Here is a 15,025-nt window from a genome sequence, read left to right as displayed (position 1 = left end):
CCGCTTTTCCATAACTTTCTGCTTACGCTGTCAATATACCTGCTTTTTAGTTATTGAAAAAGTGCCTTGTTCAATTATTTTATTAAAAAACAAGGGTCAACAAGACGGAATTTGGTTTGTCGGTCCTCGAAAATGGCGATGGAAAGGGGATAAAAATAAACCCTGTCACGGTTCTGATGTGGTCGTATTTCATCGTCATGAACATACGCCTTCGGATAATGATAGAATTGAAGTGGTAGAGTCAAAAATGAAAGCTACTGCAAGTAATTCAGCACCAATACAAAATGCCATAAATGGCGCATTAGATGATAAGACAAAACGTCTGGCTAAAACACTTAATTGGATACACGATAGGCTTGCTACAGATGGAAAACCTCGATTGCGAGAGGCAATAAATCGTTACCGATTTCTTGACGAAAACCCTACTTATCATAAGAAATTTCATGCAATTGCCATCATAGATCATGACCTTGTTGAAGATGAAATAGCTAAGGAAACTCAAAAGGATGATGATGAAATAGAAGTTTCTGTTATCAGTATGCGAGAGCTTAAAAGTGCATATGAAGAAACTTATAACGCAATGCTAAACCACTTACAATGAGTCTAACCAAACAATTGAACCTTTGGATTGCACAATCGGAATCTTGGCAAGCATTTAAAGATTTTGACTTGCCTAAAGATGATCGTGCGAATTATTCATTCCTCCCAATTTTTGATGATTTTTATATCACCTTGTTTTGTAGAGCATTTGACGTATTGAAACAAAACAAATTTTCAGAAGAGCAAAAGAAAGATATACTTGCTATAGGTAGTGGTTTAGTTATTTTTTCGCTAGAAGGTAAACGAGAAACATTTCAAGGAATTAGTTTTCATGACAATATGTTATATGCATCAGGCATGTATTATTTATCTGACTTTTCTGCATCTGCTTTATTACTAGCACGCAAATTTAATGAGGCAGATTATGAATCTATTACAGATAAATTTATAATTGGATTTCTAGCTCGTAAAATAAATTTAGATAACGAGTTTGGGCTGCAACTTCAAAGTTTTTTATCTGATGGAGAAGACGAACAGTTAAAAGCATTAGAGAGAGAAATAAATAATCAAATTAGTTTGGAAGAAAATAATGCTGAAAGTTACCACTCTTGTATACTTGCTTTGGCAATCCTAAAGAAATTTCAAAGAGATAATATCTGGTTCGATTTGTTAAAGTATAAAGATGATAGAGAGCATTGGAAGCCTTTTGTAAGGTATTGTATTAAACGTTCTGTACCTTTTTGGAGTTTCTTTCCTTCTCAAAAACGAGCTTTAACTTCTGGAGTTTTAAGTGAGCAAACTATTTCACTTCAAATGCCAACAAGCGCAGGAAAAACTGCTATAAGTGAATTAGTAATCTATAATTCATGGAAAATAAACCCAGAACACAGGACACTATACTTGGCACCGTTTCGGTCCCTTGCTGCTGAATTGAATCAAAGCATGGGGACTCATCTTCGAAGGTTGGGTATTTCTACTAAGAGTATTTATGGTGGACATTTGCCAAGTACTGATGAGCGAGGGGCAATAGAGTCCGTAAGCCTATTGGTTTCAACGCCTGAAAAAATGTTGGCTGTTGAAGATGCATTACCTGAGATTCTTGACACATTTGATACGATAATTTGTGATGAAGGTCATTTACTTGATGATGAACAGAGAGGGTTAAGCTATGAGTTATTGCTATCAAGGCTTAAATCTCATGATAAGCCAGGTAGAAGGTTCGTCTTTATTTCTGCCATAATTCCCAATATCAGCACTATTAATAGCTGGTTAGGCGGTTCAGATGAAACAGTTATTGAATCAGACTACAGACCAACTCAACTCGAATATGGGTTTTTGGAAAAAGCTACGAAAGGTAATTACAATCTGATTGTTAATCCTCTTTCAAGTTATCCGCAACGCTATGATTTGTTCAAATACTTAGTTTCAGATTCTTTAAAATATAAAAAGGAAGAAGAACTGAAATCAACAACAGCAATCAAAAGCGTTTCAGTTGCTACTGCATTACGAGCACTCCCTTCAGGTGCTGTGGCATTATTTACAACTGAAAAGCGAGGACATCGTGGTGTTGAAGATTTATGTGAAGAGATAATAAGGCAGGTCAATGAACATATTCTTGTTAATAATCCTCTCAATTATGCAGATGCAATGCTATCAACAAATCTTCAGGAATATTTCAGTGAAGTTTTTGGACAAGATTACTTGCTTACCAGATTGGTTCAAGTAGGAGCACTTTTTCATCATGGAGACCTTCCTCAAGACGTTCGCGAAGTAGTAGAAAATGCTTTACGAGATGAAAAAATAAAGCTAGTAGTCTGTAATACAACCTTGGCTGAAGGGGTAAATCTTCCTATTCGTACAATGGTTTTGCACTCCACACAGCGTTATGATGGAAATGCTCTTAAGGAAATGTCTGTTCGAAGTTTAAAAAACTTAGTTGGTAGAGCTGGTCGTGCTGGAAAAGAAACCAAAGGTTTAATAATTGTTCCACATGCACGGGACAAAGATATCGTTAAACAATTGATTCTTGACAAAGGAGTGGAAGAGGTTTATGGGATGCTATACAATCTAGTAAGTGATATTACTGGCGTTTTGAGTCGTAAAGGAATTAAACTTACTAATGAAATCCTTGATGCACAAAATGAAGAATTTCTTCAATGGTTGGATTCAATTGATATTTCACTCATTGACCTACTATCTGAAGATATTGACCCAGAAGACCTAGAGCAAGCAGTTGGTAACATGCTATCAAATACATTAAGCTATCATCAGGCAACTGAAGATGAAAAGAAAACGCAAGAACAGATATTTCAATTACGTGCCAATAAAATAAGAAGTTATATTGAAGAAGGGACCTTTGCAGAAATTCGGCTATCTGGAACTTCTCTTAGGAGTTTCAAATCAATAACTGAAATTTTTGATTTTGAAAATGAGGTTTGGACAAAGGAATTCAATTCACCTTTAGACGAGGATTGGATAAACTATTTGATAATAGATGGACTACTTTCATCCAAAGAATTTCAAAATGCACTTCAACAGTTCAATGCTTGGACGATGAAAGAAGGAAATGAGCTATCAAATGAGGATGTCCTCAAAGCATTAAGACTTTGGATGGAAGGTAACTGGTATAGTCAAATAGCTCATGACTTTAATACAGAGGTATACAAGATAATTCGCTTAATAAACAACCTTCTTGCCTATAATTTACAATCACTTGCATCCTCTGTTATACGTATTAAAATAGCTAAAGACAAGGAATATGTGCCAGACTCACTAATATTCAATTGGCCATTGTTTTTGCAGTATGGTATTGATTCAAATATGAAATTATTTCTCTATGAATTAGGGTTAACCGATAGAGTTGCAGTACTTCATCTTAGTAAAACTCTTCAAAACATGGTAATTGAGGTTGAAAATGCAAAGGAGTTAGCTATTGCGATACTTGAACAAGAAGAAATAATTATAGCGGATTTATCAGATGGAATTCCATCTATTGCATTTAACAAGGTTGTTCGATTTATACAACTATTAAAATTCAGATAATAAGAAACGTTGCACAACATTTTGTACAAGTAATGGCAGGGAAAGTGGTAAATATCAAGGCTTGTAACCCGTTTAAACTGCGTAGCGGTTTGACAGGAAATTACTCTTCGCAATCTGCCATTACTCATACAATTTACCGTTACCAAGTACCCGGAAATGGCGTTTAATTTCCATGGAACACCCTTTCATCAATTGTTTTCACTAATTTACCAATCAGAACCACTAACAAATCAAGTATGAAAGCAATTGTAAAATCTGGCATTTTATTGCCGCAGCTACGGATGGTAGCCCTGTCCATTTTCGCAAGTGGCGGTTCTTTCGCCCAGGAAAAAATAACTGAAGACTCAAAAAGTAATCCCATGGAAATTGCCTTTTTACTTTTCGACAATTACGAAACACTGGACGTATTCGGTCCGGTAGAAATTTTTGGAAGGCTTACGGACCTGTATACATTGAAATTCTATTCACTTGATGGAGGGATAATTGAGAATAAACACGGGGTATCAGTCCTGACCGAAAAATTGGAGACGGTTTCTGCTAATCCTTACCTGCTACTGATACCAGGGGGCATGGGCACGCGCAAGGAGGTGGATAATCCATCGCTTATCGGGCAGATAAAGGAAAAAGCTGGTGCGAGCAGCTATGTATTGACAGTCTGTACGGGAAGTGCGCTGCTTGCCAGGTCCGGTCTTTTGGATGGCAGGCAGGCCACTACGAATAAACGGGCATTTTCCTGGGTGGAATCAATGGGTCCGAATGTGAATTGGGACAAAAAGGCACGTTGGAAAGTGGATGACAAATATTACACTTCTTCAGGTGTGAGTGCTGGTATGGACATGGCCCTGGGGTTTTTGGCAGACAGGCATGGAATCGAATTTGCCCGAAATGTTGCGTTCGAAATTGAATACAATTGGATTGAAGATAAGGATAATGATAGCTTTATTGCCGAATAACATGTGTAGGCCATCAACAGCCAGTTGGACTGTCGGAATACCAATGAGGCATTATTCCCATTTGTTGGAAATTTATTCGCGGATTTGAAAAAAACTGGATAGATGCAACTAAATGAACTGACGAAGATACCAGAGAGGGATCAGCATCCCAAGCTAACCAAAGCACTCGCTCAATTCAATAAACTGTTGGCTGAATTGAGAAGAAAAGATCTTCCTGAGAAATCAGTAATTGCTATTAATAGGGAAATTGATAAAATTAACTCTGTTTCCGGATCAGAAAAGCAATTGAAAAAACAACTAAGAAAATCGCAATCTGCTATTCTTGAAGAAATCGAGAAAGAGTCGAAACTGGTCATCAAAAATCACTATCGAAATACCTGGCTGGCTGTTGGTATGGCTGCATTCGGGATTCCTCTTGGAGCAGCTTTTGGCATTAGCCTAGGGAATATGGCTTTTTTAGGCATAGGTTTGCCACTTGGACTGGCCCTGGGTCTGGCGATCGGTACCGGTTTGGATAAAAAAGCGGCGGAAGAGGGAAGGCAACTCGACGTGGAAATTGAACACTAACTGAAGTAGCTTTTGGTTGCGTTTGTCAGTGAGCGCTGGTCCAACCGGATTGCATGGGTTGACCTGGAAAAATGGGATGCGATCTTGCTGGTTGAGCACAAATCGGTTTCGAAATTTATGGGATTTGCCAACAGTGAAGATTACTTAAAAAATGCAGGACACCGAAGCGCAGCCCTCGAGGATTCCAGGTTGTTGCCTTCGACGAAGATTGAAAACCACACCTGAAATGGAAAGCGGACTTACGATGAAAAGATTCAACTTTAAAAGAAGAAAGCTGTTTGCAGGTCCCCACCTTTTGGGCTCGCTGCTGATAGTTGCAGGCTTGGTTGCCTTAGTGAGTCCACTCGTTATGGAGGAACAGGCTTCTCTGGAAAAGTTATACGGAGTAGGAGTAGGAGCCCTGCTGCTAGGGCTACTGATTGTCACTACTTACAAAGGGACGCTTATTGATATTACAGGAGGAAAATGGAAAACATATGTATCTGTCTGTGGATTTAAATTTGGTGAATGGGCCAGTCTTCCTGGCATTCACACCGTAAAAGTAATTGCAACCACCTATCTTCAGACCAACACGCCCAATGGAATTAGTCCAACGCTTACGGGAAGCGTTACTGAGTTTGTGCTAGCGATGTGTGGGAGTGATGCTACTCCCTTGTTTTCCTTCATTTATACGAATAGAACCAGGGCAGTTGAGCAGGCAAAACGTTTAGCGTTTAATTTGGGTGCTAATCTGGACATCCCGGAAAGAGCATAAAAGAATGAATTGTCCATTTAGCTGTGGAAAATAGTGTTACCCCTCCCTATGTACTGTGGAAGCACCATTATTTCCTGAATCGTGGCAGAAGCCGGGTAGTCCTCCGTCAAATGTAAGCAGGATATGTCCTAAATTCGCGGCCGTTTTACTACCTTAGGGTTGATTTTCACAAACCCCTTTTAGTAATATGAAGCCGAATAGAGCGATTGTTGGCTATATCGGATTAGTGGCTGTTGGAATACTGCTAGGTGCATTGGTGCTATTCGGAGCAGCAAATAAAGAATTTAGTTATTTAAACGACTTTGTAAGTAAACTTGGGGCAATAGGAGAGCCAAATGCGCTATGGTGGAATTTAACCGGCTTTGTGCTGGTCGGTGGGTTGCTTTTTGCCTTTGGAATGCTGTATGGTTTGTTATTAAGTGACAGGTTGCTAGCGGTATTGTTATCTCTTTTTGGGATAGGCTTTGCCTTGACAGCCATTCCGATGGATATGGACGTTTCAGATAACGCAGTCTCGAAGGCACATATTGTGGTTATTTGTTTTGGACTTGCTTTTTGGCTATTCGGACTATCCCGGTTGGGATACAATCCACATTTAGAAAAAAGAGTACGGAAAAGAGCAAATTTCACCGCCATTGTTCTGGTGCTTTCAATGCTTGGTTTTGTCCTTGGTTGGTGGTCAATGCCCCTTACTCATCGATTGGTGTTTGGAATCGTTTTTGGATGGACGGCTATTACCTCACTGGAATTGATTGGCAGCCCGAACAGTCCGGTTGATAAAAAAGGTTGAACGGCTTTCGATTCAATATTTCTAGCCGCTGAATATCGATTGACCTTTTAACCTGATATGATAGAAACCAAACACGCCAACAACAATGAAAAAAAATGTGTTAAAAGAGTTGTACTTACAGTGGGACGGGACCCATACGAATCTCCTGAAAGAGGTATACGAGGCAAACTGTTCCGATACATCTTTTATCCCTTTGACAATTACACTCTTTGCAAAAAACAATGAACTGGAGGTTTCAACAACCTGGATTTTAAAGCATCATGTTGAAAAGGGTGGGGAGATAGCAGCGAATGATCTGGAACAGCTTCTTAAAAGAGGAGCCACACTTAGGAATTGGGAAAGCCAGCTTCATTTCCTACAAATAATTCCCAAAATTTCGTTGTCGAAAAAACAAGCGGAACAGCTGGAACCCAGCATTCGGCCCTTACTTTTTTCTGATAAAAAGTTTGTTAAGGCAGCAGCATTTACTGCTTATTTTGAAGTTGTAAAGCTAATCCCGGAGTTACAAAATGAGTTTCGGTTGATTTGTGAGGATGCATTGGAAAAATCAAGTGCCTCGGTGAAAGTTAGAATCAGAAGAATTCTCCAAAACGGATAATTTGAACCCGGATGCAGGAGAAGGATGCGCAGTGCCTGCCCTGTTTTCCCCGGCGAGGGATTTCAATGCAGGAAATTCCGGTGACTTGGCGACAGGTCATCCTTCCAGCCTTGTGCTGATAAAGCAATACCAACATTTGACTGATTTTGAAGCAAGTTCAGTGGGTTATAGAATTTCTACTATATTTCGGGATGAAAAAGCGAATTGACAGATTAAAAAAGTTGATTGCATCATTATTTTAAAGCCAAAGATGTCTCTGTTTCGTTTATCCACCTTCCTGGTTTTGTGGGTAGGATTCCAGTGTACCGGCCTGCAGGCACAACAGGAAACGCTTTTAAAAGGCGAGGCTTTGGCCAAAAGCTACTGCGGCAGCTGCCATGTCTATCCTTCCCCTTCCCTTTTGCCTAAAGGGATATGGAAAGCGCATGTTCTCCCGCAGATGGCCGCCTTAATGGGAGATCAGGCCGCACAGGATAGCCTTGGGGTTTGGGAGGAAAAAACGGTAGAGGAGATTGGCATCATTAAAAAACTTGGGGTATATCCTGCAAGCAGGCAAATAAACCGCGATGACTTTCAGGCAATCATGGATTTTTACGCTGCTGAGGCACCGGTTGAATTAGCCCCTCAAAAACCAAAGCAAAAACCCGAAGCCCTATCCAACTTTACGGCAAAAACCCTTTTCATTGAAGGAATCACAAGCCCCAAAATAAGCCTGGTAGCGATCAACGAAGAAAGAAGGGAACTCATTATCTCCGATGCAACGTCCAGTCAACTCTATGTAAAGGATCAAAATGATGCGCTGTTTACCCTTCCTCCCATCAGCAGTCCGGCAGTACAGTTCATCAAAAAGGCCCCTTATGTATATAATTTCATAACCATAGGCTCCATTGCTCCAAGCGACCTTTCCCGGGGAGCCTTGTATGAGATGGATTTAAATACCAACAGTTGGAATAAAAACCTGGATCAGCTGGCCAGACCGGTATTTGGTATATGGGAAGATTTGGAAATGGATGGCAAGTCCGATCTTCTGATCAGTAACTATGGCCATAATGGCGGTAACATTGCCATCTACAGCGATGGAAACCTGCAAGCAAAGCCGCTTACACTTGGTGGGCCCGGTGCCAGGAAAATAGAGGTGTGTGACCTGAATCAGGATGGAAAACCGGATATCGTGGCACTTTTTTGCCAGGGAAGGGAACGCCTGTCCGTTTTTTACAATAAAGGAGACGGCCAATTCGATGCGGAGAAAATTTTGCTTTCCTTTTCTCCGGTAATGGGAACCAGCTATTTTGAACTGCAGGATTTGAACGGTGACGGCGCATTGGACTTGCTTGTAAGCAACGGGGATAATTGGGACTACTCACCTGTTGCTAAACCCTATCATGGTTTTCGCATCTATGAAAATAAGGGCGTGGATAAATTTGAAGAAGCCTGGTTTTACCCCCAATATGGGGCAGCCAAAGCAATGGCCGTTGACATAGATGGTGATGGGGACCTGGACCTGGCCACGATTGCTTTTTATGATGAATTGGACCATCCGGAAGAGCAGTTTTTGTTGTTTGAAAATAACGGGGACATGACTTTTCAACCCAGGTTTATCCCGGATGCGGCCTTGGGGAAATGGTTGACCATGGATGTGGGCGATTTAGACGGAGACGGAGACAAAGACATCGTACTTGGTTCTTATGCCCACAATACCATGGAATATACGAAACTGCTTCTCCGGGGTATAGACGAAATTCCCAGTGTTCTGATTTTGGAAAACAATAAATACCCTGACCATCGATGATAAAATCAATTTTATTAAAGCAAACTCAAAACTTCATCTGGACAAGGATGTAATTGTTCCGTTTCATTTCGAAAAGGACATCGTATTCCACAAGCATTTTTTAGATTTTCACCCGAATGGGATAATGTTCAAAGCTGTTTTAACAAACAACAGCACTTATGAATCTTACTTCTATTCCATTGGGGGAGGGTTTGTTGTAAAGGAAGAACAAGAAAGCGAAAGTCAAATTTTACCGGAGATTCAGCCATTTCCTTTTCCCATTCATTATGCAACTGAACTTCAAAATTATTGCGAACAGGAACAAAAAGACATGAGTTCCCGATACAAGGAAACATCAAAAGGAGGTCTGGCCCTTCAGGTAATGCATACCGACTGCTAAAATTTCGCTATTCATCCACGATCCGCCAGGAATTCAGCGCATTATTGTAATTTTTGACTGACCTTTGCCACTTTTTCCAACAGTTGCTGCCGGGTATTTTGAGTTCCGGATTCCGCAGGCTGCCGGCTTTCGCCGTAAAACCTTCCGATAAAATCCACAACTTCCTCATTCCCCTCACTTTTTATCTTCTCCCAGCGTGCTGAAGCCTCGGTACTTCTGCCCATTTCTTCCAGGGCAAATAAAGCCAGCAATTGTTCAGGACGGTTGTGGGACATGTTTTCAGTGGCATCTATTATCGCTTGCATTTTAGTGCGGTACATTTCCTGTTGCTTTTGGGCTTTTGCCACCAGCCCCAGTAAATAATCCTGCATGGTTTCGTTGGTGTTGAAAGGTTTGCCAACCCCCAGGTTTTCGGGCCACTCAAGGGACTTTTCCAATTTTGATCGGGCCGCTTTCCATTTGCTGCCTTGCATGTCTTCCAAAGCAGCATTCAGGTAGACCGTTTCGAAAAGAGCCCTGCCTTCACCTGCTCCTTCATAGGGGAGGACATGGATTTTACCCAGCAAGTCCATGGCTTTTTTGTAGTCACCCTGGCGGTTCAGTGCCCGGATATAATCCATTTCCAGTACATAATTTCCGGAAAATTTACGGACGGCCTCCTTCAACAGGGAAAGGACTTCCTGATCCTGGCCTATTTCGGCCTGGTAGCTGGCCAATTGCTGCCAATGGCGCCATTGGGAGGGATCCATTTCCAGAGCTTTTTTCAAATCTGCCAGGTGATCGGTTGTTGTGCCGGTTTCATCCAGCAAGAGGGGTCTGTTCAGGTAAAAAACGGCTTCATCCGCTTTTTCACCGATCCCGGTCAAAAGTGCTGCTGCTTGCGCTTTTTCGTTAAAAGCCATCAGGTTTAGCGCCAGGTAATAATCCAGCTTCCAGTGAGGCCTTTCCTCCCCTGCGTTTTTCAACATGTCCAGGGTTTCCTTCCGGTAGGGGAGTACAAAGGCAATGGATTTTTCCAACATGGCTTCCATGGCAGCTTCTTTCCCTTGTTCATCCAAAAAGGCCTTCCACAGGTCTACCAGGGCATGATCAGGGCTTTGCTGCAATACCTGGAGGGCATCACCTCTTTGCTTGTACCTGAGGTAAGTGGCCGCCAGTTCCAGATGGGTCTGGTAAGGAAATTCATTGTTTATCAGGGCATGAAATTCCTCCATGGCCTGAGGCTTCGGCTCGTTCAGGTACTTTTCAAACCGGATAAAATGGTTTAAGGGATCGATGTCCCAAAGCTTTTCCAACACTTCTCCTGCTTGCTGTTTTTCACCGGAAAGCCGGTGTTTTACGGCTAGCACCTGTAAAGCCATGATGTTGTGTACATTAAAATCAAGGGCTTTTTGTGCATAGTTTGCTGCTTGCTCCAGGTTTTTTTCGGCCAGGTGAATCTCTGCCATGGCGGTATAGGCAGGCGAGCGGAATTCCATGGACCGGGCTGCCCATCCATAAGCTTCCAGTGCATCAATGGCCTGCCCCAGAGCCAGGTAAATTCCTCCCGCTACAAAATTTGCCTGAGGGTCAAAGAAGTCCGTTGCGAGTGGCTGCGCTATTTGTTCCAATGCCTCCTCGTACCGACCAAAGCGAAAGAGTAGTTCGGCATAATCTATATTGGCCTGGGGATGTGCGGGATCCTTGCTCAATAGTTCTTCGTATTTGGCCTGAGCTTCAGGATAGGCCCTGCTGTAATAATCCTGCCGGGCACTGTAATACAATTTTCCGATTTCTGATAGCGGGGCTGCTCCTTCCTTATTGAAGGACCGGTTCAGTTTCATGGGGTCTTCTTTTGCCCAGGAATAGACTTTTTCCGATCTCAATACCAGCTCCAGCTTTTCCAGACGCTTATTTGTTTTAAATTCATGCCTGAGAACATCCATAGGTTGACCCTCAAGGAGAATGGTCTGTGCCAACTCTCCATTGATGTATACTTCCAGTTCTTCTTCAATGGTTTCAAATGGATTGAAGGACAGGGCAAGGGTCTGGTTTGCCATTGTCACGTGAAAGACTCCGGATCGGTTCACTGCACTGATACCCCCGGTCTGCTTGACAGGGAACCAATAGTCCGTCCAACGGTCGATGGTATACGGTGCAAAACCGGCTTTGGTCAGGGGACTGGGTTGCCGGGAGGAAGGGGAAAATTGGTTTAACATCCGGCCGGCCTGAAATTCCATATATTGCCCGTTTTCATCTGTCAGCAGGTCTTCCCAAATTCCTCCCGAGCGGGAAAGTGCCCAAAGCCACAATTTCTTTCCCGGCATGTCATTGTAACTGGAAAAATGCCCAAAGCCATACCCTTGTTCGTGAAAATACCCACCGAAATGGTTTTGGAAGGAACCCGCCATATGGTGAGATTTACTGGAGCCAAAGGCATTGTTGGCATAAAGGCTAACCTTTTTGCCCTCCTGCATGGGCCAATCCATAAGGGCTCCACTGTGCTGCAAGGCGATGTGCCCCGGATAGAAAAATTCCTGATCCTCACCCACATGGGCCGCTGCCGTCATCCAGTTGTAATAGGGCTGCCTCAAAGGCTGTGGATTGTACCAAATACCCTCTGTTTCAAAGTAAGCTTTGTCCCTGGGTAAATTGATCTTTACCCGCCATTGGGTTCTGGAAGGCAGGTCTATGGTTCCAACTACACAGGTGAGACTGCCATCTTCATTCTCATAGGTGATGTAATCAACGGGCGATGCTGTGGAAGGGGCATGTCCGATAATTCCGAAATTGAATTCAATCCCACCCGAAGTCCAGGGTCCCCGCATGGCAATGTTTCGGAATTTGACAACCTCGTTTTCGTAAATAAAATCCTTACCGGTAGATTTTTCCACTGCGCCCCATACACGCCCGCCGATTTCAGGCATGATGGTAACTTTCAGGTACTCGTTTTCCAGCGTAATAAGGTTCCATTCCTTTTTTACCGGATCTTTGCTGTACCCTTCAAATTTAAAATAGGGATAAATATCCGGTTTGTAGGCCAATGAAGGCACAGGACTTGGATCTGAATAGGGATAGGTGGTAAAGGCAGTGGGCTCCTGGGATACCTGCGCTTGCTGCCCCCAGCATAGCTGAGCGAACAGCAGGCCCATCACTGCAAAGCTATAGTTTATTTTCATTGAGTTTCGGGTGAGTTTAGATTTGAATGTAGCAAAAATCCATGTAAAATACCCCGGTAATTATAAAAATGGCGGCTTAGAGTGACCAATAGCGGATTTTATCTCACAGCAAAAAGAAACAGGAGCAGATTTTTTGTTTGTAGGTTTAGGGTTACAGGTTTACCCAAGTTGAAATATAAAAAAAGCCTCTCAATAAATTCCATTGCCAACAATTGGGAATTAAGCTGAAACGGAAAATTTGAACAATCAATACTGTCCAAGACCGGTATTGGAAAAAATGAACTCTAGCTTGAAAAAAATAAAAGGGGTATTTAAACCCCTTTTAAACTCCTTTTGAATAATGATTGAATCAGGAAATGGCAGCTACTATTGGTTTTCAAGCTCTTCCATTTTGGCATCCACCTTTTCCTTTACTTTAGGACTCTGGTTGTAGGCCATGGACATTTCCTGGAATTTCTTGATTTCCATACCATTATCTGTGATATGTTTTTGTAACTTTTGCTGGCTCTCCTGCTGTACCTTCATGATTTCCTGACCTGCCTCGTTAAAGGTGGCTATTTCTTCAGGATCATCGGTGGCATCCATGATGTTGCCTTGTCGCTGAGCTTGCATTAATTCCTGAAATCTGGGAACTTCCATCCCTTTATCTTCCAGGATACCAACCATTTTGGTTTCCACTTCTGCCTGCATGGGAGCAAGAGATTGATTGATGCTGACAAACTGTTCGTATTCTTCATCCGTAAAATTGTCATTAACCTGTTGCTGTGCCACGGTTACAAAGGCAAAGCAGGCGGAAAACAATATGGAAAAAAGAGATGCATTAAATAGTTTTGAATACGTCATGATTTGGTTTACTTTGTTACTGTAATTGATTTTCTAAATAAAGTTGCAATAAACGTTCCAAAATTATAAAATTTCCCTGTTAAAATTTGTTAAGTAGGAAAAAAAGATGAAATCGAGCATGACGGAGGTGACACACGGGGATGAATATTAATCATGCGAGATTCTCCCGATTTAAGATCGGGACAAGTTGTGGCAAATAAAAAATAATAATAAACACATGAAAACCAAGATTTACGGAATAAAGAACTGCAACACGATGAAGAAGACCTTTGCCCTTTTCGAAGAGGCAGGCAAACCTTACGAATTTGTAGACTACAAGAAACAAAAACCCGATACCGCTTTGTTGGCGAAGTTTATTGATGAACTGGGATTGGAACAGGTTGTCAATAAGCGGGGGACAACATTCAGGAAGCTGGACGATGAGGCAAAATCCGCGACAGAAAGTAAGGCTACTGCCATTCCCTTATTACAGGAAAAAAGCAGCATGATCAAAAGACCCATTTTGGTTTTCGAAGATGGAAGCATGCAGGCCGGGCTTGATGAAGCATCGATAAAGCGCAAGATTTGAAAACCGCATTTAGCCATTGAATTTCTTTTGGTCTGCGGTTTTCATGGGTAAAAAGTCAATTTCCAGGTAACCACCGGCCGCATTGGGCTGGGTGAGAAATTGTGGGGTGCTATTGAGCCAGTCGATCGTTTGCCGGTGAATATGTCCGGCAAAAATACCGAGCAGGTTTTCTGCGTCAAAAACCTCCTTGTGAAAATCCATGGTGGTTTGGCTATGGCCCTTTTCCGGCCATCTTTGTCTGCGTTCCAGTTCAAAATTCTTGTCATTGGCTGCTTTGTATTCAGGATGACCACAGCCATATCCCAGGCTTCGGCCAGGTGCATAAAGCGGAATGTGCATCATCAGAACCATAGGCAGGCCTTTTTTTAATTCTTGTCTGAAAAAATTCAGTTGCTCGGGTAAAATTTCATAATAGCTGTTGTCAATATTGACCACATTAATTCCTTTCAGCATTTCAGCATACATCAGGGGGTCATTGCCCTTGTAAAGGGGTAGCAAGCGTTTTTCTATCCATGTGTTTCTTAGTTCGTGCAAGCTTCCTTCCATGCCCTCGTAGTGCCAGTCATGGTTGCCACTGGAATAAAAATAGGGGATATTCAGTGATTCGAGCCTTTCATATGCCCATTCGATGGCAGCCTCAGAAGGGAAACTGAATAAATCTCCGGTCAGGGTAATGGCATCCGCCCCCGCTTCCCGTGCCAATTTCAGTGTTTGCTCAAAGGCTTCTTCAGGATGTGTAGGTTTTCCGGTCATGAAATGGCGCGTCTCATTGTATGCTTTGGCCATTCGTCCACTAAATTGCCGGTAAGGAGCACCTCTTTCATCGTCCCGCCAAAGATGGGTGTCTGTAATGTGCATGATTTTTACTGCCTGCTTCAGCTGCGGTACGTGGTATTCAATTTTATAGTCATTGATGCCTACGGCAAAGGGCTGTTTTTTATAATTTACCCCTTTACCGGCAGCCTGAACACCTTCATGGATGCCCAGTCCAATTCCTGCGGAAAGCGCTCCCGCTTTTTGAAAGAAATGTCTTCTTTTCATCGT

General features: G+C 42.3%; 15 protein-coding genes. 12 read left to right on the top strand and 3 right to left on the bottom strand.

Annotated elements, in window-relative coordinates:
• The 11 genes from G9Q97_RS24290 to G9Q97_RS24240 all read left to right on the top strand — a co-directional run.
• The coding region (locus tag G9Q97_RS24290; protein ID WP_166151803.1) for a Hachiman antiphage defense system protein HamA at window positions 1-601 on the top strand (601 nt) is incomplete at its 5' end.
• Complete coding sequence (locus G9Q97_RS24285; RefSeq protein WP_166151801.1) at window positions 598-3,582, top strand: DEAD/DEAH box helicase; 2,985 nt, start codon at window positions 598-600, stop codon at window positions 3,580-3,582. The genes G9Q97_RS24290 and G9Q97_RS24285, both read left to right, overlap by 4 nt.
• Window positions 3,583-3,818: 236 nt before the next feature.
• Window positions 3,819-4,535, top strand: a complete 717-nt coding sequence (locus tag G9Q97_RS24280) for a DJ-1/PfpI family protein (RefSeq protein WP_222852078.1) — start codon at window positions 3,819-3,821, stop codon at window positions 4,533-4,535.
• A gap of 102 nt (window positions 4,536-4,637) precedes the next feature.
• The gene (locus G9Q97_RS24275) at window positions 4,638-5,102 is read left to right on the top strand and encodes a hypothetical protein (protein WP_166151799.1); all 465 of its coding nucleotides are present in this window, start codon (window positions 4,638-4,640) and stop codon (window positions 5,100-5,102) included.
• A 12-nt stretch (window positions 5,103-5,114) separates the two neighbouring features.
• Window positions 5,115-5,327 (top strand): hypothetical protein, encoded by a 213-nt coding sequence (locus G9Q97_RS24270; RefSeq protein ID WP_246255857.1) that lies wholly within the window; start codon window positions 5,115-5,117, stop codon window positions 5,325-5,327.
• Window position 5,328: 1 nt separating this feature from the next.
• Complete coding sequence (locus G9Q97_RS24265) at window positions 5,329-5,856, top strand: hypothetical protein (protein WP_166151797.1); 528 nt, start codon at window positions 5,329-5,331, stop codon at window positions 5,854-5,856.
• 187 nt (window positions 5,857-6,043) lie between these two features.
• Entirely contained in the window at window positions 6,044-6,646 is a 603-nt protein-coding gene (locus G9Q97_RS24260; protein ID WP_166151795.1) for a DUF998 domain-containing protein, read from the top strand.
• 85 nt (window positions 6,647-6,731) lie between these two features.
• A complete protein-coding gene (locus tag G9Q97_RS24255; protein WP_166151793.1) occupies window positions 6,732-7,244 on the top strand; it encodes a hypothetical protein in 513 nt (170 codons plus the stop codon).
• 1 nt (window position 7,245) lies between these two features.
• A complete protein-coding gene (locus G9Q97_RS24250) occupies window positions 7,246-7,452 on the top strand; it encodes a hypothetical protein (protein WP_166151791.1) in 207 nt (68 codons plus the stop codon).
• Window positions 7,453-7,494: 42 nt separating this feature from the next.
• Entirely contained in the window at window positions 7,495-9,033 is a 1,539-nt protein-coding gene (locus G9Q97_RS24245) for an FG-GAP repeat domain-containing protein (protein WP_166151789.1), read from the top strand.
• A complete protein-coding gene (locus tag G9Q97_RS24240; protein ID WP_166151813.1) occupies window positions 9,011-9,412 on the top strand; it encodes a serine dehydratase beta chain in 402 nt (133 codons plus the stop codon). Before G9Q97_RS24245 ends, G9Q97_RS24240 begins: the two co-directional genes overlap by 23 nt.
• Before the next feature lie 41 nt (window positions 9,413-9,453).
• On the opposite strand, the gene G9Q97_RS24235 is transcribed toward G9Q97_RS24240, so the two are convergent.
• Together G9Q97_RS24235 and G9Q97_RS24230 are read right to left on the bottom strand one after the other, a co-directional pair.
• A complete protein-coding gene (locus G9Q97_RS24235; RefSeq protein ID WP_166151787.1) occupies window positions 9,454-12,570 on the bottom strand; it encodes a DUF5107 domain-containing protein in 3,117 nt (1,038 codons plus the stop codon).
• Between the two features lie 366 nt (window positions 12,571-12,936).
• A complete protein-coding gene (locus G9Q97_RS24230; protein WP_166151785.1) occupies window positions 12,937-13,413 on the bottom strand; it encodes a DUF4168 domain-containing protein in 477 nt (158 codons plus the stop codon).
• 217 nt (window positions 13,414-13,630) lie between these two features.
• Between G9Q97_RS24230 and G9Q97_RS24225 the strand changes: the two genes are divergently transcribed.
• Window positions 13,631-13,981, top strand: coding sequence for a Spx/MgsR family RNA polymerase-binding regulatory protein (locus G9Q97_RS24225; protein WP_166151783.1), 351 nt, complete (start codon window positions 13,631-13,633; stop codon window positions 13,979-13,981).
• A gap of 9 nt (window positions 13,982-13,990) precedes the next feature.
• On the opposite strand, the gene G9Q97_RS24220 is transcribed toward G9Q97_RS24225, so the two are convergent.
• Window positions 13,991-15,022: a metallophosphoesterase family protein gene (locus G9Q97_RS24220; RefSeq protein ID WP_166151781.1), complete on the bottom strand. Its 1,032-nt coding sequence runs from the start codon at window positions 15,020-15,022 to the stop codon at window positions 13,991-13,993.
• Window positions 15,023-15,025: the final 3 nt, after the last annotated feature.

The organism is Cyclobacterium plantarum (genome assembly GCF_011290685.1).
In the GTDB taxonomy this organism is placed as follows: domain Bacteria; phylum Bacteroidota; class Bacteroidia; order Cytophagales; family Cyclobacteriaceae; genus Cyclobacterium; species Cyclobacterium plantarum.
The sequence above is the reverse complement of the archived record's forward strand: the minus strand, read 5'-3'. Positions and strand labels throughout refer to the sequence as shown.